This window comes from Brevibacillus sp. NRS-1366 (genome assembly GCF_050467985.1).
On sequence record NZ_JBITPN010000041.1, the window covers coordinates 42046 to 69044 of the forward strand.

The window sequence follows — 26999 nt, forward strand, 5'->3', positions numbered from 1 at the left end:
TCGTTACACCTCCAACCGACTCTGCGCCTCATTGTAGTAGCCCCTAATTACTTTGATTCCGTCTATCGTGGAAAGATCGTCCTTGAAGTGGTTATACAGAAAGTTCTCCGGCAACGTGCTTTCCAGCACATTCATACGCGTCTTCAGATTGGAGACGTCAGCGGTCAAAATAGCAATGGCAACATGAGCATCCTCAATGCCGCGTTCCCAACGGTTAATGTCATGCTCGGTTACATCATCATCGTATCCCCAATCCGTTTTTGCATCATAGGACATTAAGAGGTCTCTCCTTTCACGGTAAACTCAAAGCGAAATTCAAGAATCTGGCTATCAGGAACGTCCATATTTGCAGTGCGCCGTGTGATAAGACCACCGTTTTCATCAAGAAGCTTTACTGATGTTACCTTGGCAATTCCATTCACCATATTAGTGATCACGTTCACACCAGCTCCACTCTGTTCAACCTTCCGAATTCCAACTGGCTGATCGTTTACTATCAGACTTGATATTCGCTGACGTAGGTCACCTGCAACTCTCTCTAAATAGGCTTGGTCCATCAAAGCTTCACCTCACTTTGGTACTTCATAGGCTTCATCCCTACTCGGAATTCGCTTACTTTGTGATATCGTCTCGAAGTCATAAAGACTTGTTCATCAAAACTAATGGCTGCCTCACTTCCCAAAGAAGGTGCAAATGATAGGTGCTTCGGCTTCATCTCCTGAGCAACAGAAGACATACCTGCTAAATCCGTCAGATCATTCAAACCGACTTCAATGGAGAATCGCTTTTCCCGACCGTATTCCACAATCTTGGCTTTTTGTGATCGTGTGAATTCTGCTAGTAACCTTTCCATTTCTTTTGGTGTTACAACCGGTGGTGTACCCATTCGGGATAATACTCGCGCCCTTCTTTGCTCAATCGGAGTTGCTTCTGGAACAGCAGCGAGTTTCATATCTGTTTCCCATTGCTGGATACCCCAGGTAGCAAGTCGCGGGTTGCCTTGTTGTATGACATCCAAACCAAATGCTACCAAACCATCCGATTCGCTTTCTATAGCTCCAAAGATGCCCTTTGCAATCTTGGAATTTTTGTAGTACGGAGGCATAAGGTTGATTAGACGCTGGCTCATGTCATCACCTCAAGAGTAACCGCTCCCAGCACTGGGACTTCATCTGGTCCAAACGTACTGTTTACCGCTTCACCATTGATTGTGAGATTGCTGTAATCTTCCACACCTTTTGTACCTAGAAGTAATGCCCCTGTCTTTGTCCAAACAATAGGTCGAGTTGTATCATCCGCGTCTGTTGATTCCAGCAAATCTGAGAGATATTCACCTAAGGCTGTCTTGTAAGCCGGTGTCACATCCTCCAATTCGAAATTCTTGAGTAATTTCACCTTTGAATAAAAATCAAATGACTTTGGAGTAGCTGCCATCACGAATATACCGTCGTCTCCTGGCCCAAGCGGTCTCTGGGAGAGGATGTGTGCCCTTGTCGCTGCTACGATCGTGGAGTCTGGTGGTTGGCCATTCTGTCCAAGTAACACAACTCGAACAGTATTAGGCCCGTCCAAGTTTTCAAAAGCGCGCGCTTCGGTTACTCCTGATACTTCCAATGCCCATTCAATGTAATGGGCTGCATTACCCGAGGTAGCCCTCCGCCGCACTTTCTGCCAGTAACGATTTCGAAGATCTGCATCTGTTTCTTTATCTGTACCGCCTTCCAGGTCGGCCAACAATTCCACCGATTGCAGCCCGTTGATCGTGCTGACAGGCAAAAGCTTTGTGCCTGCTTTCAAATTGCCTTGTTGACCCGCCTCCTCGGCAACTAACAACCCAAGTCCGTTACCAAGTCCGTCCAGTCTCACATCTTCTGGTACAACAAAAAACATAGGGGAAGTTCCCTCTGTCATGAAACGGGTACCTGCTCGGATGATATCAACTGACAAACCAACCAGTTTTAATTGTGGGGTCGGGAGCTTCGCCAAAGTAGCTAATTTCCTTACGATCCCCTGCGTACTTACCGCAAGGTCCAGATTGTCACCATCCGCAAATTCCACCCAAAGGGCATAATATAGAGCCAAAACAAATTGATAGGCTTCTGCAATTTCCATCGATGTCGGCTTTAGGAAATCGTAAGGAATGCTGCCCTCGTCAACATTCATGGGCCCTGTAATCCCTAGATACCTGTTAATCAACCTATTATAAATTTCCTCTTCCGTAGGGATCTGGATCATTCGACTATCACCTCCTGTGGGAAGGCTCCGTCTTCTGTAACAAGCAAGTAATCGATTTTCAATGAGGCTCCATTCCACTTAAATGCAAAGTTTTCGCAACGCTCGATGCCATATAGATACTCCACAGCTTCCCGAACAAGACGTTGAGCTTCTGCTTGTTTCCATTCCCGGGTACCGTCTTCTCTGATCAGCTCCTTGAGCTCATTCCCATACACCGACGTATAAATCGGGAACGTATAGCGGTCAGTGCTTAGCGCCTTCTGTGCGTTTTGTTGGACTGCTTCTGGACCATCTAACACTATTGGCTTTCCAGATGCCTGAAGAGGAAACTCTCCCTTCTCTATATCAAAAGCATACGTTCGTAACGAAGTCGTCTCTGAGGCAGCCGACTGTTCGATCGGTTCAACTTGATTCATGATTTCCGGAAAGATACTCATGCTTTTCTCACCCGATCCACGATGACATATTGAGAATTAACAGAAGCCACTACAATGCGATCTCCAGCTTTGAGCACGTCTTCCAACTGCATTTCAACGTATGCCAATTTTCTGTATAGGTCACCGTCCGAATCGCTATCCTTCGGAAACGGTACCGTATCACCCACGTCGCGCTCCACATCCTGTTCGTGTGTGATCGTCGCAATCCGCTTGTGCCTGGTTATCCCCTCAGCGACAAACAAAAAATCCTTACCAAAAGGAACAGTCATCCCGTCGATAAGGATTGATAATTCTGGCTCAGGGGTCTGAACTGTTGCAAACTCCAGACGTACCTCTTTTTTCACGTCTTCTTTCTTCAGAGTGCTATTACTTTGCTGGCTCCCGAACACCATCGCCAGCTTTTGAAACCCATTCACGCCCCGTTCACCTCCATCTGCAACTGCAGTTTCATTTCGTGGTAACCAGGTCTGATCGTGTGACTGTCTCCCCAAACAGTGTACGTTCCCTGCAGTCCGGTAATCTCCTCGAAGACCTCTACTCGATTACCTGCAATGACATCGTCTATCCCAAGACCGTTTACCGAAGCCTCGTCCTTGACTTTGCTTAAGTTTTGCAGTTCCTGTTTACCCAAAGCAACCGCGCTACCTTTCTGCTTGTCTCTCATCTCAATAACCTTAACCATCCGTCCGTATCGCTTGATATTTGTTTGATCCACTTCCTCATGAAGGATAGCAGCAGATTCGTTGTCACTACCGACCACTCTCACAACGGTGCGCATGTTGGCGATCGATCGTTTCCTGCTAGCCTCCAGAAGATTACTTCCCTGTTGTATTTTCCACTGCACGGTTTGGCCGCGCTGGGTACCTACATACACCTTGCCTTGTTCAATCCAACACCAGTATCGTATCCCAGTTGCTTGGTACACCTGATTGAGAATGTCCACCACCGCATCCCAGACACTCTTTCCACGTATTATCTGTTTTTCAACGGATGGCATCCGTCCGATACCACCTATTTGAATACCATGTTGCTGAAAGATCCGGGTTATGAGCCGATCAGCTGCTTCTCCAGTCGAAACTACAACGACATCATTGTTAAGCAGGTAGAAGCCGAAGTCATAGGCTACAGGGTTAATATCACCTTTGGTGGTTTTCCCTAGATCAACTACCATGCCAGTGAAAAGAGAACGAGGTGACCCACTAAACAGAGATATCAGCTCCATGAGATCACCCTCTTCTACGTTGACGTCTGGCCAGAAGCGATCACGACCTTTATTTGTCTTCACTGCAAGCGTACGCTTTGCTTCTTGCCTGCTACCTGACCATGTTGCTTCTGTGAATGGCATTCGAATAGCCTGTTTCCCAGGCTTTTGAATGCGTATTTCGTACTGATACCTGGGCTGCATGGTGTACACCTCACATTTACTGCAGTTTGTTTAATTGTGGTTTCCCGCGTGATAGATATTTTTCGACCAGCTTTTCCTTGTCTTTGTCCTTTTTCTTTTTGGTGGATGAGACATTCGCTGATTGGGTATCTGGCCTCTTCCCTTTTCCAGTCGTTTGAAACTGGATATTCACCTTGGTACTTTCAAGGGTTACAAAACGATATTCCTTTAGCGTCAAACTGAATTCAACATCAAACCCGTCCCAATCGTATGGGAAATCCCGAATGGTTACTGGTGTGTTGATAGAACTCCCAGTAACTGTGAACCGGATGGGGTATCCAGTGTTCTTCCACCTTTTAATGGTCGCGATAAACTCCTCTGGCGAGGGAAAACCATCATAATCACAAATGCCAGAGTCGTATTGTTCCGGCCAAACCGTAGAGAATGAATACTCTTCCAGAGTTGGATCACCGATAATCGTCGCCTCACCGATTCCTACCAGTTCAATGTCTGTGTATTGATGCCCAACCTTTACAGATATCTTTGGCGGCAGGATGGGTAGCCGTAGCTTTTCCGCATTGTTGTTCCAGGTCAACCAGAACTCCAGATGCTTGAATTTCATCTCCCTACCTCCAATAAAAAAGACGCCCTACGTTTGTAGAGCGCCTCCCTATTTACTTAAACTTCACTGCGGTGCCATAAGCAACATGTACGGCTCCGCTATACTGATATCTAAAACAGATAACTGCGTCTGCACCTTGCTCTTTGGCTTTCAGCGCAAGCATATTAACAAAAACGTCCAAGTCACTTGTTATCTTTGCAGATGAGACTGATACGGTTCCAATTGGCTCATAGTCCCGTTCCAGCTTATCAGATGTTATTACGAGCATATCAACCTTTGACTCAGAATCCTTTTTTCCACCGAAGATCCCCACTGCAATACACCTCCTTCTATGAAGATGTATTCTATGGACAGGAAGGCTTTACCTTCTACTCAAGAACAACCGTTCCAGTCCCAGCAAATATATGTCCCGTTTTTTCTGCGACGATTTCTGCAATTTTTTCAGCTAGTTTCTCCACTTCGTCAGGATCGCTAACATTCCCACCTTGAACAATTACCTGAATCGTTTGTTGAAGTTCAATGAAAGTATCGCTAGAAGACTGTCCATTGGAAAACGACTGTTCTGCTCTAGACGATGCAAGAGAAGGAGTATAGCTTGGAACCTGGCTAAACGCACTATCCATAGCTGCAGCTAATGAATCTCCTGAAGCTTCCACACCAATTGCCATTGTTTCTGGAATTGCCATACCACTATCAGTCAAACGAGAGAACGGCCCCAAATCAGCATCAGAATGAGGGAGAAATTGATCGGCCCATTCGAAAACACTGGAAAGAGCATCAGCTACCTTGTCCTTCACCGATAGTATCCCATCAACTATTGTACTGATGATCTTTTGTCCACTACTAAAAAGACCACTGATCCATCCATCAAACCATCCGTCAATCGTGGTAAAGGCATTGAAGAACGTGGCCTTTATCGTTTCCCACCCCCCTGACCAGTCTCCCGTTAGAAACTGGATGAACCCAGTGAAGAGCCCTTTCCAAAACTCAATCACCATACCAAAGTAGGCAGAAAGCCCATTCCAGGTGGCAATCCCCATTGATTCGACCCATTCCCACCCTGCTACCAAATAGGCGCTGACCATGTCCCAGTTTTCATAAAGCCACCAGCCTACTGCTATTAATGCAAGAACAGCCGCGACGACTAATAGGATGGGCCATAAAGCCGCTAAAGATGACAAACCAAATCCGCTCATAGCAGTGGTCATTACACGCAACCCAACTGTGATCGGAGTCCAAAGCCCTGCGAGTAAAACAATTGGCCCAATTACCATTCCTAATGCGGCTACCAACATCATAAAGGAAACAGCCACCTTTGTAATAAACGGATGCTCCTTAGTGAAATTGCCAATCCCTTTGGCAATCATAGCTAGAAAGCTAACGATAGGTTTTGCAACGTCAAGAACAGACTCTCCAACCGGCTCAAATGCCAGTTGCATTTCGTTTGCCATCGCCCGCCACGCATTTGTTACTTGACCGACTATTTCACTCGTTTTCCCAGCGAAACCCTCAAGTGGGCCAGCATCAAGCATTGCTAGTAGTGCATCACGGCCCACATCTTCATATTGCGTGCCGAAAACATTAGATAGAACATCGTCTTGTACCTTCTGATCTTCAATGGAAGCTATCCCGGCAGTGATTGCCATTATGGCTTGCTCCGCTTCCTTACCACCAGCTTTTATCTGGTCGAGCATCTTGAACATCTTGTCTTCCCCGAATATTCCTTCTAGTGCTCCTAAAGCATTTTCATCAAGAGCCTTATTCAAACGAATACCGAATGACTCTTTGAAAGCATCTCCTAACTTATCAAAGTTGAACGCCTTGTCAGCCCCCGCTACAAACATCCCCATCATTCGTTCGGCGCTGATCCCCGCCTCTTTGAATTGCGGTGAGTATTCCCAGATTGTATCGAGTAGATCATCTGCTTTATCTCCCACCTGCTGGTAGGCAGCCGTGATCATATCCAATCCTTTTATCGGATCAGTAGCCCATTGACCTTGCATCATGTCGAGAGCTTTGGCAATTCCATCTTGATCAAGTTTTCCAAACGATGCCTTTTCAAGAGCAAGGGCACCCTCGCCAACCTTACCTATCTGCTCATCTGTACCTTCAAGTAGTTGGCGAAGTCGTCCATATGCTTCCGCAGCCTCCAATGGCGTTTCTACGAAACCTGATGTGAACAGGCCTTTCACACTTTCCGACATGCTCATCATCTCTTGATCAGTTGCACCCACATTCGCTTGAAGAATGCCAAGCGCCTGATCCATTCCATATGCGGACACTGCGGCAGTCGATAAACCAGCAGTAACGACTGCTCCTCCTGCGGTTGCTAGTCCCCCAATTTCTTCAAGGTGTCCTGCAACCTTATCGACATGGTCGAGAGACTCCGCAGCTTCTTCTCCAGCCTTTGCCGCGTCTCTTAGGGCTTTTTCTAAGCGACCGATCTTTGTACTGTCCACTGTATCAACCGCTTGGTCAACCTGATCCATTCGTTTTACTGCTCTAGCTGCCTCATCTTGGACATCGGAGAAAGCATCCGACAAATCTACAATGGGAATATGATCAAGGTGATCAAGCGCCTGCTCAAATTCGGATGCCGCATCCTCCACCTCATCCAAGGAATCCAAGACACTCCCGAGATATTTCATGATGGAGGAGAGCTGCTTGGACATTCTATCCTGAAACGCAAGTGTTGTAGTCATTGCCATACGCTATCTCCTCCTCCCTTTACCTCGTCGACCTTTCGCCCTTTCCATCTTCTTTGCCTGATCAGCCTTCTTCTCGATCTCCAAAGCAGTCGATACCAGCACGAATTGCTTTTCACGTTCAGGAAGGCATAGTATTTCGGACGGCAGCCTGTTTTTCTCTTGCCAAATGTAAGAAAAGAGAGCCAACTCTGGGCTCTCTTTTATGAGTTTTTTACCTCTTCCTCAGCCTCCTCGTCTTCTGCGAAGTCGCTGATTGCGGCAATGGCATCATACAACGAATCAATTTCGTTTGGTCGGAACATACATGGCACGACATCAACAGCTGCAACTTTATCGAACTTCGCCAGCACCTGCTGGGAATCAATTCGGAAGTTAGTACGATCCGTGTCAATTCCAGCAATAATGATTTCTGCTTTATAACGAAGATCATCAAAATCTACTTTGCGCTCTGCCTTACTCTTCTTCCCCGTTACAGATACTTTGATCGCGCTTTTACGTGATTTGTAGTACACATCACCTGGAACAGAGCGAATGGGAAGTTTGACTTTGTTACGCTTCCACTCCCAATCCCCTTTCTCTTCTGCTTGAGTGTTCATTCCCAAAAATTCTTCCATAGTTAAAAATTCACTCATGACATTTCCTCCTTATGGGGTATCCCCTAATTAAATGAATTCGTAATCATCAACCGTGCCTTCAAGAGGGGTATCCTCGTCAATCTCTCCGTGCGCCCATTTGGCAAGCGCCAGCGAATCTGGAGAGAACCCTTTTACTGCCACACGGTATTTCCCGGCAACCGGATCGTCCAAGGCCCCGATGAAATTGACCTTCTTCTCGGGATTGGCCGACAATTCTTGAATCAACTTTTGCACATTGGATGTCCGCTCAAACGTGGCGGTCATACTCACGGAAGAACTTACAACCCGGTGCCCCTTTCGAAGTCTCCCGGCTCGTTTGCTCTCTGCCTTGTCAAACTCTTCGTTGAGCTCAAACCCAATGCACTCGTCCAGTTCGTTACCATTTCGATCGAAAAAATGACCATGGGTACCAGAATACGTTTCTGCCATGCTATATCACCTCACTTCGCTTTGTTGTAGGTATAAATCTTCTCGAGAGCGTCTTGGTGTTTGAAGCCTGCAATGAAATGCCCAGCATTACGGGCAGGCGTATACACCGGATCTTCCCCGTGATACTCTGGATCCTCGATGTATTCGTAATTCGAAGCAATCACTTCAATCGTAGCCAATGGTCTGAACACTTCATCCTTCATCATTTGGCAGAAAGCCGCCCGTCGTGCTGGGCTGTTACTGTTTGGTTGCTGCCTGATCCACTCCTTGCCTGCCTGTTCCTCTGCGTACATGATAGAGAGCATCGTATCGGCTACACGAATCTTGCCAAACTCTTTCGACTGATCTACCCCTGGAACCGTCAGAGTGTTCACCGGCTCCTGGATGATCACAAGACCGTTATCCATGTTGAGCATGAGGGTTCCTGCTTCTACAAGTTCAGTCAGGTCGGTGTCCTCATCCCATTCCTTTGTTAATGAGTCAAACGGAGTAATAAAGAGTGCCATCGTGTAGTTAAGCGGCAATGCTGCCATTAAAGCACCAATGTAGACCGCTTTTTTGGCACTTGGATACGACTTTCCTTTCCATGTGAAGCCACTGCCGCAGTTGACCACCGCCATGTTATTGGCATCCTTACTCGCCTGCATAATAGCTGATTTATTTTGATCTCTGGTTGAATCGCCGCCAAAAACAAATCTCACATAATTGCCCAACTGATACTGCTGGTCGGTCCAATCTTGCGCAGCTGCGTTCAATCCCGGATCAGCAATACCAAGAGTAAATACCCCGAATTTGCCCTTTTGACCGTTCAGCGCGTTTTGATATGCCGTATACTTCGTGGCCTCTACGCTTGTACCACTGTCGCCGCCCATCAGGTTTGTTCCTGCCGTAGGTGAAGGTAGTTCATCCGCCAGTTTCTCCCACCCAATAAAATCGCTGCTCGTTGACACGCTGACGAGTTCATCATTTGTGGCGAAAGTATGTGTCTCTACGAGTACCGAATCAAAATAAGTGAGGGCATCAAGCTTGGTATCATCCAAGATATTCGGCTGGATGACCACTTTTAGACGATCGCCGTCTTTGCCTTTACACTTGGCCGTGCCTTTAAGCACGTCTGTTTCACCGTTTTTCAACAGTGCGCTGGCTGCTTTTGCACTGTCACCAGCCACACGGTAAAGAAGAACTTCGATGGGCTGCGGATCAGTTGCCCAAATCAGGTCGAAGTCCTCCACCTTACCGAATTTTTTCTCAGCAGATGTTTTATTTCGAACGGTGACAAAATCACCGATCGGGCCCCAATCTGCAACAATTGGCATCGCAAACTTTCCTCGTAGTCCAAGTGTTGTCTGCTCTTCGATGAACGATTTGAGGAAAGAGTAAGGACCGGAAAGTACCTTCTCTTCCCCTGGTTGATATTGTCCTGCCATTTACTTCACCTTCCTTTCCTTAAACTTCTTCACGTGTTCCTCAGCTTCTGCGACAGAAAGTTCTGCTGGAGCATCAAAAAAGGCCGCAATTGCTTCAGTCCGATTCAATTCGAACTTTTGCGCTGCCACCTTCAAAATCTGCTCTTTGCTGTACTTTACAACCGGCTGATTTATACCATCGGACGTTCCTTCTTTACGAGCCATTTGGCTTTCCCCCTCTCTCTAACGTTGAATCAAATCGAGTATGAATCTCCTCCAGAGGATCGTATACAATAGGCGTATACAGGATATAAGCCGTATATTTCAACTCGAATGATCGGTCCAAATTATCCGGTTTGCTCATGGTCAAACGACACTCTCGCAGGTGACCTTTCTGCTGCCTATCAGAACCGTAGAGTGGAAGAATCCATCGACGATCCGCAAGGTTCTGCCTGATGACCATAGATAGAGTCGTGAGTTGCTCTGCATCCTTTGCCATCAGAACAAAATTCATAGTCCCTTTTTCGCGATACGCATCTGCGCGCCGTGGTTCTGGAATACGAAAGGGCTCCTCAACAAACCATATGGGTCGTTTAAAGTCCTTGGGTACTAAAAGGTTCTCTGTTCGGATTCCCGTCAGGGAAAACAACCAGTGTCGAACTGACAACACATCATCGCCCATCAGGGAATAACCTCCTTGCCAAATCGTCTAGTTCCTCTTTTACCAACTCGTCCATAATCGACTCCACTTCAGCTTCTGATCTTGCGAGATAATGAACACCGGGAATCCGCTTGCCTTTCAGTATCATTCCGCCAGGATGATCAGGGACATAGATAAACTTTTCCTTGTCCCAATAACCCGGCACAAACTGTCCCTTACGCTGCGTGAAGCCCTCTTCTACGTAACGTGCATATGACAGGCTGGTACCGATTGTAATTTCGGCACGTAACCCGTTTAACACAAAATCAAAAACGTTCTCTTTGTGACCAAGCATCAGTGAAGCACGAAGAAGGCCGTCACGTGACGGCACTCTATCTTGTGCTCCCCTTAAAACCTGCAATCCAGCAGCACGAGCCACCCGATCCATAGAAACTTGTACTTCTCGTTTGGACTGTTTATTCAAGCGTTTGTACTGACGTTCCAGGTCTTTCTTGTTCACCTTAGCCATCAGATTTCAGGTTCCTCTCCAGTTACCGGGTCAATCTTTGTAATGACTACTTCGTAATGGTGAAGGTTTTCGGCACCATACACAGGATAGGGAAGACTGACTTTATACAGGTTCCCAGCAAACTCCGGTTGTTCGATCTTGATGCGCAGCCCCGCCTTCAAATCAGAGTGAAGTGTGTGCATCAAGAAGTCCTGAGGCGTCGCCTGCCGCCCAGTAAGCTGTTGAATGCGTCCAGGGGAACCAGATACCCTGCAAGGCACTCCTTGAGCAACTGGGAGCCATTCTAAGCGATCTTTTCCCCCTGTGAATGGGTCAGCATCCCCCCCTACATCCAGAAGGGTAAATGTGTGGCACAGGAGCCGCTTGTATTCGCTCAAATCATCCACAGCTTCTGTCCCCTGTTCGTCCTGTATTTTTTCAGGATCGTCTCCACCTTCGGGTCATTGCTCACGTAGGAAAACGACTCTTGGTAGTCCCCTTGCTTCGTGCTGCTCAGCCTACGGTCTTGCGCCATGTCTTTGACGATCATGGCGACAGCAAGCTTTAATTCACCAGGGACAGGATCGGGAATCGTCACCTGTCCCTCTACGAAAATATTTGCCCGCAATACTACCGCGTCAAGGCGTGGCCCATCCCAAGTGGTGAATTCCGGATAAAACCCGATCAGCTCACTACTTGTCAGAATCGCCATTTGTTGTCACCGGCGGTTTTTCTGTATCTGGGGATGGGTCATCTTCAACCTTGTACCCGTGCTGCGCATAAATCACCTGAAACGCTTTTCGCGTCACTTTCAGCTTTTCTTTCCCCTTGCTGATTACGAGGATGTCGCTTGCTTTACTCATGGCTCAACACTTCCTTTCATGAAAATCTATTAAGAGACAAATCCGGTTGGACGCAGCACGCCAAATGCACTTTCTTTTACCACCAAGAATGCCACTTGGAAAGTCGCCTTCAAGGCAACCATGTCCTGCTCAGCAAGAGAAAGAGGCTTACCATCCGCAGCATTCACGCTTTGCAATGTAGCCTCTTTCAAGATTTCGTATTCGATTTGTTGCAGAATACCGACTTTCGCCTTTTTAAAGTCACCGGCGATCAGATCCGCTTTCGTTTTGTCCCATGCTCCATTACGGCAGTACTCAATCGGCAAGGCGTAAAGGGAGTCTTCGGAAACCCCATCACGCACGGATGTCAGGTAGAGCGGATCACCTTGGCTGTTTTTCAGACCGCGCAAAGATGATTTCAAACCAAAGTGGGCGCCAAAAGCACGCGGCTCTTGGTCATCAGCTTCAATCAATGCCATGACGCTATTTACGTCATCTGCAAGATTCTGTCCTGCCACGGATCCACGTGTGAAGCTGTTGCCAGAGTTAACTGCAGCAGTCAGGATGTTGCTCGCAAACGGCGAAGCTGTTCCGAGGAATGCAGCTGCATCCAGTTTTGTATAGAAAGCCTCTGCAATGTAAGGCTTTAATTCTTCGAATACATCCACACGGGATCGGTTAAGAGCTTCCTTCGACATAGGTACGATTACTGCCAGTTTCTTGGCGTTGAGCGTAACTTGTGCCCAGGTGGCTTTGGAAGTTTGGATGCGCTCGCCTTCACCAACCCAGTAGGCACCAGGTCCGTCCAACAGAACAGGAATCTTCTTGGTCGCCGTGGTCATTGGCTCCAGTTCAGCAAGCTTTAAAATAGCTGAACCGCGGACTACATCCTTCACAATTTCCTGAGAAGTTTCTTCCGGAATCAATCCGGTCAGTTCGCTACTGAGCATTGCTCCTTCTGCAAATTTTTGAAGGTCGAATGTGAAAGCAGAAAGCAGTGCCATAACAGTAGATTCATTATCTTTTTTCATCATGAGAATATTCCTCCTTAGATTCGCTGCATTTTGCGCAGGTCTGAAATATTTGGGATCGTGCTTTTTTGATTGGTAGGCGGCTTGGCCGCTGGAGTATTTCCGCGCGGTGTACCGTCGCTTTTCAACCATGGCTTTGCTGTAATCAACTCTGTGACGTGCTTTTCAATATTCTTGATCTTGCCCGCCTCCGTCACCTCAACCTTTGTCAGATCAACCAGGCGAATAGCGTCAGGAAGCTTGTCCGCATCAATTCCTTGATTGATTGCTTCTGTAATGAAGGCATTTTCGATGCGCAGACTTTGAATGGTACCGTTAGCTGTTTTCAAGTCGGTTTCCCGTTCAGACAATTTCTGTTCCGCAGTCTTCTGGGCTTCCAATTGTTGTTTATGAGTATCAACAATTCCCTTCAAGTCGTCAGCTTTTTCAATGCCTAAGCCTTTGAGGAAGTCACTTACAGCTCCTTGCAGAGCAGCATCGTAGTCTTGCCGCGATGTAAATGATACTGCCGCCTGATTACCCTCCCCTCCTTTTGAATCAGAACCCGTATTTTGTTGGTTCCCACCGTTCGAATTAGAAGAGTCTGAGGCGTTACTCTGGCCTCCCCCGCCTTGACCAGTTCCATCTTGTCCGCTGTCTCCACCCCCTTCATTAAATCGTTGCAAGCGAAATAACCATTGAGACTTTTTCATTTCGTTTCTTCTCCTTCCTCGGATTGAATTTCTAAAGACACATGCTCGGGATATTGCTGTGCAATCGCTTGAATCCCAAGCAACGCAGTCTGCATGATGGTAGAAACACCGGCGCAGACGATATCCTTTCCATGCGCGGCATAATTTGCATGGCCAACCGCGTGAATTTTCATCTCACCATTGTCTAGGTACGCTTGAATCCTGATCACATCGACCTCGCCTCCTTTCAGGGCAATAAAAAGACACCTCGCATTTTCAGGTGTTATGCTATGCCGCTATTCCTTTTTGCTTCGCCCATTCTCCATAAGTACGGGCTGCTGTGTAGCCTCGCTCGTTATCTATGCGATATGAGCGCTCACGATCCAATTTCTCCAGAACACTCGACTTCATGACAGGCCGCCAGTAGGATCGGCAATTCGGGTGGTTCGGAATTCTCTCGCCATCGCGCCCAGGGTTATCGGCCGTATCGTAATCCAATGAGTACCGTTTCCCGTCCAGCTTGCGGCACTGTGAAGAAGTCCGCTTGTCCAACGTGGCACAAAACTCTTTTTCGCTCACGATATCGGCGTTGGCTTGGTAGGCCATTGTTTGCCCCTGTGCCGCCGCCCGGTTTAGTTCTGTCCGGGCAAGACGAAGTGCGCTCGACCAGCTCTCTGATGTTCGTTTGGTGATTTCCCTTGCTGTCCGGGATACGCCCCAACCTTGAACAGCACCCTGCGTGATCACATCCTCCATGGCAGCCGCCAGCAGATCGGTACGCAACCGAATTCGCTTGGAAAAATGTCTGCCTTGCCATGGTCGCTCCGCTGCAGCAAGCACCATACTGGAATTGAGTTGTGGAAGCCTAACTCCTATTTGCAAATCCTGTTCCAGAAAATAGAGATGATGATAAACGCTGAGCTTGTACTCATCGCCCCATGTGATACGTAGCTGCTGTTCTTCTTCTACGCGAAGAGCATGGAGAATCGTTTTAACGGTTGCCATAACCTGATCCAGCCTTGAAGCATTGTAGATCAAAGACACTAAGTCCTCGCCACTATCCGCATAACGAGCATAGAGGTCGGTGATTTCTTGCACGATGTTCTTATTTGCCTTGGTAAACAGCTTTCTTAATTTGGCCCCGTGCTTCGTGATACGCGTTTCCAGTTCCTCTTGGTACCGTTCCTCTCTGCTCATGCTGCGTCACCTTCTAGAGGCTCTCCGTCTGCGGGTGTTGAGTCATCTTCTGACGGCTCCTCGGTTTCCATTGCGTCCGGGTCCAACATCCTCATTCTACGCTCGGTTTCCTCGTCTTGCTCTTCCAGTAGCTTTTCACGGGATGCCCGTGGATCATCTACAAACGGCAGCAGCGCCAACCTTTCCTCATAAGACAACTGACCAACCAGCTTGGTTACAATATCCACCATCTCCACCAGGTTGACTGGCATATTCTTACTGAATTTCACATCAACAGCTTGGTAATCCCACTGCTTTTTATACTTGGCATTCAGCATTCCTGTCAGAATCCGAATACGATTTCGAAATCCTTTGCCGTACTGACGCATCTTGATGCCCGCCTTAATATCAGCGTGATAAAAGATGATCTTCAACGCGATGCCAGACGGAGCCGTCCCAACCTGATCTGGCCGAAGATGTGGAGTACCAGTTTGATCAAGCAGCGATTCAATCAGACGGTTGATGGTGTTCTCTTCGTGCTGGTCTTGTAGATCCCAGGTGATTGGCACTGCCTTCCCGCCAATAAGAATCTGCGAGGTAGCCCACATTTTCGCGAGGTATTCCTTTTTCCGCTCCACATCAGTGATCAGGTTTCCTTCCGGATCGTAAAGGATCAGCTCATCCAGATCGAGATCTTCAAAGAGCACCTTCGGATTCTTGAAATACTCCTGCACATCTACCTTGCCGGTGACAGCCTTGTTAATCGCGTCCATCAGAGGCTTCAAATCGGACAAGTCGCCCATACCCTCAAACATCCCGTCATCGCGATTCTGTTGGTGTTTCCGTCGCCGATTTACGTAATGCGTCCATGGGACAATTGGCTTTTGCTGCAACCTACCGTCCTGATCTTTTACATGAACGGTGATGTTGTGTAATACAGGATTCTTTTCTCTGCTTGTATCTAGAACGAGCACTGATCCTTCCTGACGAAGATACGTGATTTCATGTTCGTCATATACCTCAACCACCATAGTCTTTGTGTTCTTGCTAACATCCGTCATGGTGTAGTAACGAATAACGGCAATTAACTTCGCTTTCACAGTCATATCGTAAACAGCTATACATTCGTCTGCTTTAAACTCGGCCAAACAAATTTGCCCGTCTTCGTCAAAGTAGTAATACTCAAATACTTCGCCGTCGATTGATCCGTCCTCAATGATGTCGTAGGACAAGCTCTCCTCATCGTTGTCCACCAGGACGGCTTGTAGCTTTTTAACATGCTCATCCACGTCAGTTCCCGCCTCATTAGCAGAGTACCGAATAGGGTTACTGGCAATATATGAGGTGCTATAGTCGACGATTTTACGCGCAAAATTAAGCGCGATCTTATTATTGGGCTTCCCTTTCTCCTCGGATCGACGGAGGATATCCTGGTCTCCATCGACATACCGCCTCATTAAGATATAGTCCCGGCTCTTGTGCTTGGAGATGAGATCCAGCACCCATCGCCAAGAATTGTTGGCTTTATTCTCTTCGTAAAACTGCTCCAAAAGCATTGTTTGCATACAATTTCACCTCCTCAACCAGCCTTTTCAGCTATCTTCCAAGGGATAACATTAAATCGGCCGATCAGCAACTGCTGTAACACCTTGCTGTTCCATACAAGATATCGCAACGCATCCATGGAGTGGTCATTTTCCTTCAATGGAACCTCAGCTCGATCACCAGTCATTCCTTCTGGATAACGATAGTTCGTCAGTTCTTGGATGATCTCTTTCAGATGATCTGAAATGAAGATGTTCGGCCTGCTGTTGTCACTCTTTACTTTGAACAGGGTGGAGACTGCCCGAATCCCTTCTTTAAGGTGCTTCTGTGCAGCCTTTGCTGGCAGACCGTTTGTCTGGTACGTCTTGATGTTGCTAGCATCCTCTGAATCACACCAGAACAGTTTGATCTTCCACTTTTTCAGCAGTTCTTTATCCTTGGCTACCCAACTATCTGAGCTTCCAGGAACGAGAATCTCCATCTGTGCCTTGTAGACGGCATCCACGATCCACAGTTCACCGTTGGCTGTCATTGCCCCTACCAGAGTAACGCCAGGGTTAGTGAAGCCCCAGTCCTTGCCTGCCTCAACATGAATAAAATGACCGTCTTTGAATTTTTGCTCACATTCAATCCGTGGTACCACATGTATCGATCGGTTAAACTCTTCGTACACCTGCCCAAAAAACACATCAAACCGAGCGAAAATCTCCCGGTCTACATATCTCTTCGGCATGGTTTCGATCATGCGTTCAATGTTCCTTTGCAACTCAGGTAATGGATTATCCTTGCTGGTCCAGTAGAAGTTTCTCCACTCTGGATCATTGCGGTACTCATCTGAATGCCCGCCTGCAGGAGTATGTTGGCCGTTCAAGACGATATCGTGATAGAACCAGTTCATTCCTTCAGGTGTCGTTGTCCAGACGCTCCAGCCGCCTTTATCTGCAAGAGCATAGGAGAGGTAACCACTCCATGTCTGCTCCTTCATCTTGGATGCCTCATCCAGCCATACACCATCCAGCCCTTTACCAACGAGAGTCTTCGGATTGTCAGCTGACTTGAACTGGATCAGCACCCATCCCTTCAGCCAGATACGGTTCTTGGAAGCATCCCAGCTCTCAATCATCTCTTCCGGAATAACTGCGGCCAACTCTTCCTGCTGAATCTCTGACATGGCGTAAGTAGGCGACACACACCAGTATTCAAGACGCGGTTTTGGCTTTTTCATTACCTTCAGATTACGAGGGGGTTTGTAGGGTAATCCCTTCCCTCGTTCCATGTCGGCCAGGATGTTATCAAAAAACTTCCTTGCTCCTACATTGGTTTTTCCGCCGCGCCGTCCGCAGTTCATTATGATGTTTCTCACATCGGACTGCATGACTTCGACTTGCTTTGGGTGTGGTGTCCAGCCCTCAAACGGATCAACATGGATTGTCTTCATTGCGACCACCGCCGTACAACCACTTCTGTGGGTCGATCGTCATCCCCAGACTGCAGCTTGCCTATCTCTAGCTTTAACTTCTCAACCTTCCACCGTTGCTCTTCCGTCATAAAGCCCACGTACTTTTCCAGTGCCGCTAGAGCCTTCATTTTGTCATGAAGCTTGACGCTAACACCGTCCTTGCCTTGTTTGACCTCACTGATTAGTGACCCATCCACTTCTTCGCTACTCTTGAAAACAACAAAGTTACGCTTGTAGGTCATCTGTTCGCCTGTCTTCGGATCGTTAATAGGTATACCCTCTTCGGTGAACATCGGGACATCTTGTTGTCCGAACTCCACGTATTCAGAAATGTCAGCGAACGCGATCTTCATGTACTCAACAATTACACGCTGAACACCAACACCAAGGTCGTCTACAATGGATTCCTTCTGCCGTTTGATCTCAGCTTGGATATTAGGTTTTCTAAGGTTCTCCCATCCAATGACATGGGCCGTTTTCTTGCTGTAGCCAACAGCCATAGCAGCTCGGGTAGCGTTGAAGTCTCGAAGGTACTCCATGACAAAAAGCCTCTGCTTATCAGTCAGAGACCCGTCTTCGTTATCGATTTCTGGAGGAGGATCGTTGTGTTCTATCACCTGATCGGAGCGTTCCATATCTTTTGGAACGTTCGGAGTGTTCCGTTCCGATTGATTGGAACGTTCCTTTGGTTTTGGAACGGTATTTGGACTCGCTGGTGTGGATACTGGTGCAGTTTTCATAAACACCTTGCGCGGAGCGCTACCCTCGTACGGACCAACGACACCATTCTGCTCCATCAGTTCAACAAGCCTCGCTGCGCGGGTATAGCCAATTCTCAAATGCCGCTGCAGGAGACTGGCTGAGGCTGTCTGAGCTTCTACAACGATGTAGACGGCCTGATCATATAGCTCATCATCTTCTGGCACAATATCGGCTGCTGGAGACTCCTGCTGCTTGTTGATCGGTAACTCCCATTTGTCTTTGTTCTTCCATCCCCGTACAGTGCCTTCTGAAATGCTGAGTTGGTCCGCTATGTCCTTCAGTTTGATTTCGCCATTAGCCTGCTTCCATATCTCATATGCTTTGTCTCGGTTTGGATCTCTCGCTCTAGCCACTACATGATCACCACCACCATTGTTTGAGTTGTTTTGCAAAAGAAAAAGCACCGCGATGGTGCTGTCTGAATGTCAACCTTATTGATCAAGATGGCTGTTGTCGTCATAATAACAATCCAAGATCACAGTGAATGACCCGTCTTCATGCGGTACGACTTGTCTGACAACAATCTGCTCAAACGGCAATGTTTGCTCCATTTGCCTAATTGTTTTTCCTAATACACCAGCAAAAACTTGGTCTTCTTCGCGTCTAAGATGTAAAAATTGTTGTATCATTTTCGTTTTCATATTATCTCTCCTCCATGTTTGAATTGTAACAAAAAGTCCGCCCGGTTGCCCGGGGCGGTAATGGAGGGGTTCGCGAAAGAAAAAGTCCTTTCACTTATAGGTGGCATTCGTATGACATAAACCCTTATTTAAACATTCTTTCTGTTTCTCTATATATTCTGCGATAGTGCTTCTCCTTCAATTCTTCAAGCGTATAACGAGAGTATTTGTCTCTAGAAAGATTATCAACGTATTTTATTAATTCTCCCGCAACCCATTCATCACTATTTACTAATGCCAATTTAAAGTCGTCTATAAATCCATGTAGATTTACAGTGACATATTTGTCATTCCGTAAATCATGAATATCCATCTCTGAAAATTCGTACCGATCATACTTGTTATCGTAGTCATCTAAGTAAAGTCGAACTTTATTACTTTTACCAAGCAGAAAATCAATACTAGATATTATATATTCAATTGACGCAATATCGGTTACCTTGCTGATTCTAAGTAGATTTGACATTGTAAAGCCAACATATTTTTCATCTTTGAATATTACCCAGCCAAAATAAGTCAAAAACTTAACAATTGGAGTCAATATTAATAATGGTTTATCACTAAAGGGAGTTATTTTCAGGACGCCATTGTAATAATCCAGATCCTGTAGATCCGCAGAAAGTGTCTCTAACATGCTTTTAAAGTCTATCTCTAAATCTTTAATAAATTTTTCTTCCCTAATTTTTGGCGCGGTTTTTGAAGATATGTATCCCGTTTTCTTTAATTCTTTAATCGTTTCCCCATCTGAGTCTCTTTCCAGTTGTTGAACGATTTTTCTTGTTACAACAAACCGATTGTTTATGTGTTCCTTACAGTAAACTTCCATTTGAAATATCAATTCGTTTCTTTTTTCTAGAAATACTGATATTTCATCAAAAACGCTTTTGTCAGCTTTTTTGTCTAGATAATCATTAAAGATTCGACTTGCATGTAAACCAATTTCTAAATATTCTTTCTCTATATAACTAGGTATAAGCACATCGTATTTTTTTAGATCGTCTTCCCAATTATCCATAATTCTCTTGATTCCTGGAATTTTTTCGTTAATCATTCTTAACCTTTGATTTCTACGTGCTTTTTTGATAACTTCTGCTTTAGACTTTCCTTCAAACAAAGTATCGTGTGTAAACAAGTTAATACATGTACTTCCTACATTTATTCTTTTTCCATTCATAATGTTATGAATGTAAAAAATAAGCTTGTTATCTCTTCCGCACAATGTGCATTCTACACGATCATCTCCATCAAGGACGTCCTCTGGATCAGGATTCCCCCGCCATTCGTTATGACAACTTTCGACTATTGTTGGGAACAAATCGTAGACAACACGTTTATCAGATTCAGAAAGTAAGGTATCAATTATTTCATCAGTTACTTCTTCAGTTTTCCTTATAAAGGACAGTATGGTTGGATAACCTTTTATTGTTTCACTATGAATGAGTAATGATCTAGTTTTCTTGTTTTTTAGTAACGTTAGTCCTAGGTTTTCCATTGTCCACACTCCTTTATGTTATTTTACCAAATCAATACATCATTAACAATTTTGTACCAATTAAAAAGCCTATCCCACAAGGAATAAGCTATTATTTAATCGATCTGAAATTTTCGTTTGAGCTCGGGTGACATATGTCTGGACACTGCTCTTTGATAGAATCAATAGCTCAGCCACTTGCTCGAATGAAAAGCCCTCACCATGAACCAATACATAACAATCACGCTCTCGCTCAGTCAAACAGCATAGAGCATCTTCAATCTGCTGCCGTTGCCATTCAGTGAGGTTTGCTGGGCTGCCTGCTGTACTCCTTGCAACAAAAGCCTGCATGCGTACCGGGTCCATTAGCTTCTCGCGTTGGTACGCAGCTTGGCGTTCAATACCACGCTTGTTCCCTGGGCGTCGGCCGGTCTCCAACCATTCGATGATCCATTCCACTTCTCCCCGCATTTCGCCGATCATTTGTCGTTCGGCCATTGCCTCTTCATTTCCTACTTCAGCAGCCGATCTGCGTTCCTCGTAGGCGGTATTTAATCCTTTTTTGGTCTCTTTGTATTCGTTCAGCAAATCTTGCATGAGAACCCCTCCTCAGTGCATCTATTTACGTACGTTTCCTTTGTCTTTTAGGAACTGTCTTGATCCCGTATCGCCCATTAATCGTTTTATCTGATCAATAGACATGACCTCAGCCGGCTTAATCGGCGGCGGCTTATGATATCGATCATTCGCCCTCTTCAAATGCTCCGCGAAGCAGATCGGATTTTTCTCTTTCTTCCGTTTAAACTCCATAATGTCGCGGATCTTTGCCATGACTCGTCCTCCTTTCAGGCAAAATAAAAAGGACGCCAGAACACACCCATGTTTAGGTGTGAATCTGACGCCCTCCCGTTTCTCGGTATCAGGCTATATTAAAATAATTCGCTCTCGCGGTAATCAACCTTGGAAATCTTTCCCTGACTTGATTTTACCACGGTTTCACCATGTTCTACTAGTGGGACTATCTTTGCTTTTCCCTGTTTTGGATCTACCAGAATCATGGCTGGATTTTTTCCTACAGGAACTGTGATAGTCATGGTTTGAATATCTATCTGTACTTCTTTCGCTCTTACGCTCATCTTCCGTTCCCCCTGTCCGGTTGCCCGTGGTATAATATGGTTGGCAAACACATATTCGGGCTCCCGGCTGGGGGCTTATTCTTTTTCAGCTCACTTATCTTCTTCAGTTTTACTTTGAAGTTCTTTTCGTATTTGCAAAAACTCTTCTTTGGTCAGCGTGCCATTTTCAAAAAGCTCATAAAGCAGTTCCCATTTTTTGTCCATTCTTTTTCACTCCCGAAATAGTATGTTAAACCAATGATTTCTCACGCTTTGTTATCTTTAATAACACTCGTCTGCTTAAGTGTTATCCACTCATCAAGTCGCTTTTCTTCTTCCCTCAGACGATCCACTTTTGTTTCACGTTCAGCGATCTCATTTTGCATGAAGACCAGCTTTGCCCTCTGTTGTTCAACTTGTTGCTCGATAGACATGGCAGCATCGTCCAAATCCCGATTATGCTTCTCTTTTTTCTCAATATCATTTTGCAAGCTTCTGAGGTAGTTTTGCATGCTGTTGATCTCTGCTTGTAACGCCTCTTTAGATTCTGGTGTGTTTTGGACAACAGACTTATGGATCTCGTTCAGGGATTCTTGCTTTACTTCCCACCCGCGCTCGGCTGCAGTGAACAGTATGTCATCCAGGTTCCAAAGACGACCACAAGACAGAACTTGCACTGGGTTAGGCAGGATGTTTCTACTCGCATAAACCCCTGCCTTCCCCTTTTTCCAGCCAAACAGTTTTTCGATTTCAGCGTTACTCACCATAATCATGATCATCACCGCACCTTTGTTGTCTTTGATAACATTATACTATGGTCAGTTATCAAATGCAACAATATTGATGATCACAATTTCTCTTTTGTTAAATAATCTGTATGAATGATGATATTTTCCTTTGCAGTCGGAAAAGTTACTGTTGAAGGAGTGACTTTTCGATGTGGAAATTAATTATTTTATTTAGCTTCTTTTTGTTTTCATTTATTACCGCAAACACTTATGCAGTAGATTTACATCCAAAGCCACCAGTCAGGGATATCATCAATTCGATAGATCACTGGATCCGAAAGGATTGGACACTTGAGCGGCATGTTAGACATGAATGTGAAGCACATGAATCATGGAAAATTCCTCGTGGTCATAAACGGCTCAAGAATTTCAAAATTGTTACTGTGACGCACAATGGTGACGGTTATTTTGTTGTCGCTACATATGACCACGATGGAATTAAATGTGAAGCCACCGCTAAAGTGATCAGACAAAACGATATTTGGGTTAATCAAGAATTTAGGTTTAATTATCACAAGTAATGTTTTGTTAAATCACCTATCTGCTCCGGCACTCCTCACAACGATGGAACGGGCTGTTGACTGGTAATTCTACGAGCCCGCACTTACTACACACGTCACGTCCCGACTCAAGCTTCACAATCATCATCCTCTTAACCACTTCCAGTTTCCTGATGACGACATTGATACTTTCCACATTATCGAACGTCATCCGTACGGGTGTTTCGCCGGGTTCTAGCGAGTGGCCGGGTCCATGTTCTGAACGTGATCCGACTTCCCTCGGTTCTTGTTGCTTGAAAGTAACAACTCCCACAGCTTCATACATCGCCAGCAGACCACCGCCAACGCTGATGTCACCGGAGCCAAAATGCAGTTGTCTTGAACCGTACTCGTCAATGATCGGCATCCTAAACCCCTCCATTTGTTTTGTTAAATGGCTTTTACTAATCGAAGCCTATTCTCGAAAACTAACCTATCTGATTTATAGTCCTTACCGACATAGCCGATTTCGCATGAATTCCTACATAATGCATACTTGCCTTTGTCCTCTCGATAGAGGCTAATGTAATGAACGCTCCTATCACCATCTGAATCAATGTATTCAACAATATCTCCTTGATTAAACATCGCAATTACCTCCCATTTAACAAATCGATTGTGCTAACGTGTCGCGTGGTATCGAACCCATTGTTCACGCAGCGACAAATCGGTTCTCAATTCCTCGAACCATTCTTTGTCCTTCGTCAGCAAAGACAGATCAAGTAAAGAGGGAATGTCCTGCATTTGTGTATGCTCTTCAGCCAGCCATGCACTCGCTCTCTTGATCTGTATTTCACCAATGTCAGAAGGGATCGTTACGTAAACAGTCAACATTTCACCAGACATTTCTGTAATGTAACCAGTGATTTCGCCTGCGCTATGGTAGGCATGAATCCAATCAGACTCTTTCACATATATCCCTCCCATTTATCACATCGATTGTTTAGTTAAATAAACGGCTGACTCTACTTTTCTTCTCCACACGCTCTAGGCACTTTTCGCAAAAGAATCGATCGTAATACACGTAGTAGGTGCGCCCTTCCGAATTTTCCTTCTTTTCATTCCGTTCGCCCATGTATCTGAAAACATGCTCGCATTTCATTTCATCGCCATCTTTTCGACCATCATTTTTTTGACCTCTTGCAGCTGTCTCATAACCACATCTATGCTTTCCACCCGATCGAACGTCATTCGCACTGGCGTTTCGTTAGGCTCTAGCGCGTGACCCGGTTCATTTTCTGAACGGGTGCCCACCTCTTGTAGTACTTGTTGCTGAAAAGTAATAACACCTACAACCTCATCCATTGCCAAAGTGCCACCTCCGACACTAATGTCACCGGACCCAAAATGCAGCTGTCTTGAACCGTACTCGTCAATGATTGGCATACTTAATCCCCCTATTTAACAAATCGTGTGGTTTGTTCATTCCTTTGCTTCATATTTCACATCATCGAACCATTGGCTCAATAAGTAAGCGCACCCTCTGATCTTGTGTTCGTGTTGAATCTCAAACGATGCTAAACACGCTTGTATATGACGTAATGCTTTGGTTTGGTCAATGTCTTCTTTTGGCGTCCATTTATAGTTTCTGATTCCCTTGAAAAACCAATCAGACGTTACCTCAACCCACTTGTTTCTGCTATACAAACCAAACTCATCCGGTATTTCCGAATACACTGGTAACAACTTAGTTACTTCTCCACCGAACATTGTAGATAAATTCGTGACATCTTGGACTTTCATATACCTAACCCCTTTCTACAGTTACCGTTTTGTAAAGCCACCTACAAAAGTTTGTGGTAATATTTGGATTACGAGGTGGTTTATTGATGAAAAAATTTAGAGTCCTTTCCTCTTTGGGTTCAAGTTTGCTTCTAATAGGTCTAGGTCTACACTCCATTTTGAGTGAACCTATTTCATTTTTATCCATCCTATTACTGATATCAGGCACCCTTGGAATAATCGTATCGATATTCGAGATAAAAAGGATTTGATTTAATAACTATTGTGTAAGTTCTACAAGCAAACCTGTATGATAATTCCATTTGTGTTATCATCACCTTAGATTGGATAAGTATCTGAGGTGACAGTCAGTGTTTTTTGTACTCTGTATTATCTTGATTGTTATTGGTTTTATTTTCTCAACGTTGATACCAAGTCGTTTCTTGTTTTTTTTGAACTTACTTTATATTGTTCTTTTGGTCGTTCTCCACTATCTTGAAATGTTTCGATCGAGCAGTAGCAGTAGAGAGTATTTTCTTGTTCCCTTCATACTGATTTTGCTCACTGATGCACTTGCGCTAAAACAATTTGTCCGGAAGATTCGAGAGCTGTTCAGATAATGCCTTAACCCCCTACACATTATGTTAAATCGACAATGACTCTTGGATCACAAGGTTTTTAATTCGATCTCGTGATTTCTGAACGTAATGCCACTCCTGTTCGATGCAGATATAATTACGATGTGTCCTGATTGCCGCTTCTGCAGTTGCTGCGCTGCCTGAGCAATTATCCAAGATCAACTCGCCAGGGATGGTGTACGTCTTAATCAGGTATTCCAAAAGCTCAACTGGTTTTTGATTTGGATGAATACGTTCGGCACTGTCATTATTCACTACCGGATACCTAAGTACGGTCCTTGGATGTCTTTCGGTAGTGCCTGCATTGTTTGGTACGCACTTCGCTGTGCCATAAACGGTTGTATTGTTGTTCTTAACTGCATAATTCATTGGTCTGTGTCCATCAGTCATCTGTGGGTTGTATGTTGGTGGTTTTTTGTAAAAGACAAGGATATTTTCATGGGCTTGCATCGGCATCTTCCCGGCGTTCAAATGCCCAGTTGCTTTATTCTTTTCCCATATCCATTCGTACCGGTACAACTTCATGTTGCTGGTTGCCAATGTCTTATCGAATGGTGATTTGGCAAACAGTACGATCGCTCCGTTATCTTTGATAATTCGCTCATACTGCAGCCAAAGTGGGTCATAAGGAATTACCGTGTCCCAAGGGCTTTGAGTTGTACCAAAAGGTAAATCGCAGAGGATCATATCGACTGAACCATCTTCAATGTCCCCCATTACTTTCAGGCCATCCCCATGGATGATCGTGTTGATCAATTGCGCTCACCTCCCGCTTTACATTTTGAGCATTTTGTTAAGTTGCTTGATCGTGAACCATTTTTATTGCAGCCAATATCGGATATACCTGTGCTGGCACTACTGCGTTTCCGAGGGACTTAATTCGGTCCATCCTGTTGGGAACCCCATAAGCTTCTCGACTAAGATCGGAGGCGGATATTGGAGCCCATACACTTGCCGGCAGTAATCCCTGAAATTGTTCGTCGGTCCTCTCCCGCACTTTATCGCCGCTTCTGGCGATCTGCCCCCCCTGTAATCGCTGGCTGTTGGAGTTGGCAACAATGAAAACTCTGTCCCTTCTGTGGTCGGCACCGACGGCACAAGCTGGAATAATAAACGGTTCTGCGGTGTAGCCGATTCCTTCCAAGTCAGATAGCACTTGGTCGAGCCCCAATGTGACGTGTCCAGCAACATTCTCACCAACGAACCAAGAGGGTTTGACTTCCTGTAGTAAACGGCTAACCTCCGGCCAGAGGTGGCGGTCGTCTGCTTCGCCTTTGCGCTCCCCGGCAAGACTGAAAGGCTGGCAAGGGTATCCTCCGCAAATAATGTCAATTGCTCGCCCATCTCTAATGACCCCCTGTTCAATGAGCTGCTGTTTATTCATCGTTCTCACATCTTCAAAAATTGGAACTTCTGGCCAATGCTTTTGCAAAACCTTTTGGCAAAACGGCTCAATCTCACAGAACGCTACCGTTTCGATGCCGGCCCATTGAGCTGCCAGGTCGATACCTCCGATCCCACTGAACAACGACAGCATTTTCATGCGCCTTCCGCCT

39 protein-coding genes are annotated in these 26999 nt (G+C 45.7%); 1 reads left to right on the forward strand and 38 read right to left on the reverse strand.

The window, feature by feature from the left end:
• Window positions 1-3: 3 nt before the first annotated feature.
• The 32 genes from ACIFQN_RS26455 to ACIFQN_RS26610 form a co-directional block, all read right to left on the reverse strand.
• Entirely contained in the window at window positions 4-276 is a 273-nt protein-coding gene (locus ACIFQN_RS26455; RefSeq protein ID WP_429836025.1) for a hypothetical protein, read from the reverse strand.
• On the reverse strand, window positions 276-557 hold the full coding sequence (locus ACIFQN_RS26460; protein ID WP_429836026.1) for a hypothetical protein: 282 nt from the start codon (window positions 555-557) through the stop codon (window positions 276-278). The genes ACIFQN_RS26455 and ACIFQN_RS26460 overlap by 1 nt, the downstream gene beginning before the upstream one ends.
• Entirely contained in the window at window positions 557-1129 is a 573-nt protein-coding gene (locus ACIFQN_RS26465) for a putative phage tail protein (protein ID WP_429836027.1), read from the reverse strand. Before ACIFQN_RS26465 ends, ACIFQN_RS26460 begins: the two co-directional genes overlap by 1 nt.
• Entirely contained in the window at window positions 1126-2235 is a 1110-nt protein-coding gene (locus ACIFQN_RS26470) for a baseplate J/gp47 family protein (protein ID WP_429836028.1), read from the reverse strand. The genes ACIFQN_RS26465 and ACIFQN_RS26470 overlap by 4 nt, the downstream gene beginning before the upstream one ends.
• Window positions 2232-2672 carry a DUF2634 domain-containing protein gene (locus tag ACIFQN_RS26475; protein WP_429836029.1) on the reverse strand — a complete coding sequence of 147 codons (441 nt, stop codon included), beginning with the start codon at window positions 2670-2672 and terminating at the stop codon, window positions 2232-2234. The genes ACIFQN_RS26470 and ACIFQN_RS26475 overlap by 4 nt, the downstream gene beginning before the upstream one ends.
• Complete coding sequence (locus ACIFQN_RS26480; RefSeq protein WP_429836030.1) at window positions 2669-3088, reverse strand: DUF2577 family protein; 420 nt, start codon at window positions 3086-3088, stop codon at window positions 2669-2671. Before ACIFQN_RS26480 ends, ACIFQN_RS26475 begins: the two co-directional genes overlap by 4 nt.
• The gene (locus ACIFQN_RS26485; RefSeq protein ID WP_429836031.1) at window positions 3085-4077 is read right to left on the reverse strand and encodes an XkdQ/YqbQ family protein; all 993 of its coding nucleotides are present in this window, start codon (window positions 4075-4077) and stop codon (window positions 3085-3087) included. The genes ACIFQN_RS26480 and ACIFQN_RS26485 overlap by 4 nt, the downstream gene beginning before the upstream one ends.
• Before the next feature lie 16 nt (window positions 4078-4093).
• The gene (locus tag ACIFQN_RS26490) at window positions 4094-4678 is read right to left on the reverse strand and encodes a hypothetical protein (protein WP_429836032.1); all 585 of its coding nucleotides are present in this window, start codon (window positions 4676-4678) and stop codon (window positions 4094-4096) included.
• Window positions 4679-4730: 52 nt separating this feature from the next.
• Window positions 4731-4991, reverse strand: coding sequence for a hypothetical protein (locus tag ACIFQN_RS26495; protein ID WP_429836033.1), 261 nt, complete (start codon window positions 4989-4991; stop codon window positions 4731-4733).
• A 55-nt stretch (window positions 4992-5046) separates the two neighbouring features.
• Window positions 5047-7386, reverse strand: a complete 2340-nt coding sequence (locus ACIFQN_RS26500; protein ID WP_429836034.1) for a phage tail tape measure protein — start codon at window positions 7384-7386, stop codon at window positions 5047-5049.
• Window positions 7387-7586: 200 nt separating this feature from the next.
• Window positions 7587-8018, reverse strand: coding sequence for a phage tail assembly chaperone (locus tag ACIFQN_RS26505; protein WP_429836035.1), 432 nt, complete (start codon window positions 8016-8018; stop codon window positions 7587-7589).
• 30 nt (window positions 8019-8048) lie between these two features.
• Window positions 8049-8450, reverse strand: a complete 402-nt coding sequence (locus ACIFQN_RS26510; RefSeq protein WP_429836036.1) for a phage tail tube protein — start codon at window positions 8448-8450, stop codon at window positions 8049-8051.
• A gap of 11 nt (window positions 8451-8461) precedes the next feature.
• A complete protein-coding gene (locus tag ACIFQN_RS26515) occupies window positions 8462-9877 on the reverse strand; it encodes a phage tail sheath N-terminal beta-sandwich domain-containing protein (protein ID WP_429836037.1) in 1416 nt (471 codons plus the stop codon).
• Complete coding sequence (locus ACIFQN_RS26520) at window positions 9878-10081, reverse strand: hypothetical protein (protein WP_429836038.1); 204 nt, start codon at window positions 10079-10081, stop codon at window positions 9878-9880.
• Window positions 10071-10538 (reverse strand): hypothetical protein, encoded by a 468-nt coding sequence (locus ACIFQN_RS26525; RefSeq protein ID WP_429836039.1) that lies wholly within the window; start codon window positions 10536-10538, stop codon window positions 10071-10073. The genes ACIFQN_RS26520 and ACIFQN_RS26525 overlap by 11 nt, the downstream gene beginning before the upstream one ends.
• Window positions 10528-11025 (reverse strand): HK97 gp10 family phage protein, encoded by a 498-nt coding sequence (locus ACIFQN_RS26530; RefSeq protein ID WP_429836040.1) that lies wholly within the window; start codon window positions 11023-11025, stop codon window positions 10528-10530. Before ACIFQN_RS26530 ends, ACIFQN_RS26525 begins: the two co-directional genes overlap by 11 nt.
• The gene (locus ACIFQN_RS26535; protein ID WP_429836041.1) at window positions 11025-11411 is read right to left on the reverse strand and encodes a hypothetical protein; all 387 of its coding nucleotides are present in this window, start codon (window positions 11409-11411) and stop codon (window positions 11025-11027) included. The genes ACIFQN_RS26530 and ACIFQN_RS26535 overlap by 1 nt, the downstream gene beginning before the upstream one ends.
• Complete coding sequence (locus ACIFQN_RS26540) at window positions 11399-11716, reverse strand: DNA-packaging protein (RefSeq protein WP_429836042.1); 318 nt, start codon at window positions 11714-11716, stop codon at window positions 11399-11401. Before ACIFQN_RS26540 ends, ACIFQN_RS26535 begins: the two co-directional genes overlap by 13 nt.
• Window positions 11697-11867: a hypothetical protein gene (locus ACIFQN_RS26545; RefSeq protein ID WP_429836043.1), complete on the reverse strand. Its 171-nt coding sequence runs from the start codon at window positions 11865-11867 to the stop codon at window positions 11697-11699. Before ACIFQN_RS26545 ends, ACIFQN_RS26540 begins: the two co-directional genes overlap by 20 nt.
• 29 nt (window positions 11868-11896) lie before the next feature.
• On the reverse strand, window positions 11897-12880 hold the full coding sequence (locus ACIFQN_RS26550) for a phage major capsid protein (protein ID WP_429836044.1): 984 nt from the start codon (window positions 12878-12880) through the stop codon (window positions 11897-11899).
• Between the two features lie 14 nt (window positions 12881-12894).
• A complete protein-coding gene (locus tag ACIFQN_RS26555) occupies window positions 12895-13569 on the reverse strand; it encodes a hypothetical protein (protein ID WP_429836045.1) in 675 nt (224 codons plus the stop codon).
• On the reverse strand, window positions 13566-13778 hold the full coding sequence (locus ACIFQN_RS26560) for a ribosomal-processing cysteine protease Prp (protein ID WP_429836046.1): 213 nt from the start codon (window positions 13776-13778) through the stop codon (window positions 13566-13568). The genes ACIFQN_RS26555 and ACIFQN_RS26560 overlap by 4 nt, the downstream gene beginning before the upstream one ends.
• 58 nt (window positions 13779-13836) lie before the next feature.
• Entirely contained in the window at window positions 13837-14745 is a 909-nt protein-coding gene (locus ACIFQN_RS26565) for a minor capsid protein (protein WP_429836047.1), read from the reverse strand.
• A complete protein-coding gene (locus ACIFQN_RS26570) occupies window positions 14742-16289 on the reverse strand; it encodes a phage portal protein (protein ID WP_429836048.1) in 1548 nt (515 codons plus the stop codon). Before ACIFQN_RS26570 ends, ACIFQN_RS26565 begins: the two co-directional genes overlap by 4 nt.
• A 14-nt stretch (window positions 16290-16303) precedes the next feature.
• Window positions 16304-17707, reverse strand: a complete 1404-nt coding sequence (locus ACIFQN_RS26575) for a terminase large subunit domain-containing protein (protein WP_429836049.1) — start codon at window positions 17705-17707, stop codon at window positions 16304-16306.
• Window positions 17704-18843, reverse strand: coding sequence for a terminase small subunit (locus tag ACIFQN_RS26580; protein ID WP_429836050.1), 1140 nt, complete (start codon window positions 18841-18843; stop codon window positions 17704-17706). Before ACIFQN_RS26580 ends, ACIFQN_RS26575 begins: the two co-directional genes overlap by 4 nt.
• A 78-nt stretch (window positions 18844-18921) precedes the next feature.
• Window positions 18922-19131 carry a hypothetical protein gene (locus ACIFQN_RS26585; RefSeq protein WP_429836051.1) on the reverse strand — a complete coding sequence of 70 codons (210 nt, stop codon included), beginning with the start codon at window positions 19129-19131 and terminating at the stop codon, window positions 18922-18924.
• Between the two features lie 124 nt (window positions 19132-19255).
• Window positions 19256-20662, reverse strand: coding sequence for a hypothetical protein (locus tag ACIFQN_RS26590; protein ID WP_429836052.1), 1407 nt, complete (start codon window positions 20660-20662; stop codon window positions 19256-19258).
• A gap of 69 nt (window positions 20663-20731) precedes the next feature.
• Entirely contained in the window at window positions 20732-21238 is a 507-nt protein-coding gene (locus ACIFQN_RS26595; RefSeq protein ID WP_429836053.1) for a sigma factor-like helix-turn-helix DNA-binding protein, read from the reverse strand.
• Window positions 21239-21259: 21 nt separating this feature from the next.
• Entirely contained in the window at window positions 21260-21472 is a 213-nt protein-coding gene (locus tag ACIFQN_RS26600) for a hypothetical protein (RefSeq protein WP_429836054.1), read from the reverse strand.
• Window positions 21473-21570: 98 nt separating this feature from the next.
• The gene (locus ACIFQN_RS26605) at window positions 21571-21777 is read right to left on the reverse strand and encodes an XtrA/YqaO family protein (protein ID WP_429836055.1); all 207 of its coding nucleotides are present in this window, start codon (window positions 21775-21777) and stop codon (window positions 21571-21573) included.
• Window positions 21778-22022: 245 nt separating this feature from the next.
• Window positions 22023-22529, reverse strand: a complete 507-nt coding sequence (locus tag ACIFQN_RS26610; RefSeq protein ID WP_429836056.1) for a hypothetical protein — start codon at window positions 22527-22529, stop codon at window positions 22023-22025.
• A gap of 164 nt (window positions 22530-22693) precedes the next feature.
• On the opposite strand from ACIFQN_RS26610, the gene ACIFQN_RS26615 reads away from it, so the two are divergent.
• Entirely contained in the window at window positions 22694-23065 is a 372-nt protein-coding gene (locus ACIFQN_RS26615) for a hypothetical protein (RefSeq protein ID WP_429836057.1), read from the forward strand.
• Between the two features lie 16 nt (window positions 23066-23081).
• On the opposite strand, the gene ACIFQN_RS26620 is transcribed toward ACIFQN_RS26615, so the two are convergent.
• From ACIFQN_RS26620 to ACIFQN_RS26645, 6 genes are all read right to left on the reverse strand, one after another.
• Window positions 23082-23450: a hypothetical protein gene (locus tag ACIFQN_RS26620; RefSeq protein ID WP_429836058.1), complete on the reverse strand. Its 369-nt coding sequence runs from the start codon at window positions 23448-23450 to the stop codon at window positions 23082-23084.
• A 254-nt stretch (window positions 23451-23704) separates the two neighbouring features.
• The gene (locus tag ACIFQN_RS26625) at window positions 23705-23995 is read right to left on the reverse strand and encodes a hypothetical protein (RefSeq protein ID WP_429836059.1); all 291 of its coding nucleotides are present in this window, start codon (window positions 23993-23995) and stop codon (window positions 23705-23707) included.
• 186 nt (window positions 23996-24181) lie between these two features.
• Entirely contained in the window at window positions 24182-24469 is a 288-nt protein-coding gene (locus ACIFQN_RS26630) for a hypothetical protein (protein WP_429836060.1), read from the reverse strand.
• Window positions 24470-24505: 36 nt separating this feature from the next.
• The gene (locus ACIFQN_RS26635) at window positions 24506-24826 is read right to left on the reverse strand and encodes a hypothetical protein (RefSeq protein WP_429836061.1); all 321 of its coding nucleotides are present in this window, start codon (window positions 24824-24826) and stop codon (window positions 24506-24508) included.
• A gap of 623 nt (window positions 24827-25449) precedes the next feature.
• Window positions 25450-26199, reverse strand: coding sequence for a DNA-methyltransferase (locus ACIFQN_RS26640; protein ID WP_429836062.1), 750 nt, complete (start codon window positions 26197-26199; stop codon window positions 25450-25452).
• Between the two features lie 37 nt (window positions 26200-26236).
• On the reverse strand, window positions 26237-26986 hold the full coding sequence (locus ACIFQN_RS26645) for a DNA cytosine methyltransferase (protein ID WP_429836063.1): 750 nt from the start codon (window positions 26984-26986) through the stop codon (window positions 26237-26239).
• Window positions 26987-26999: the final 13 nt, after the last annotated feature.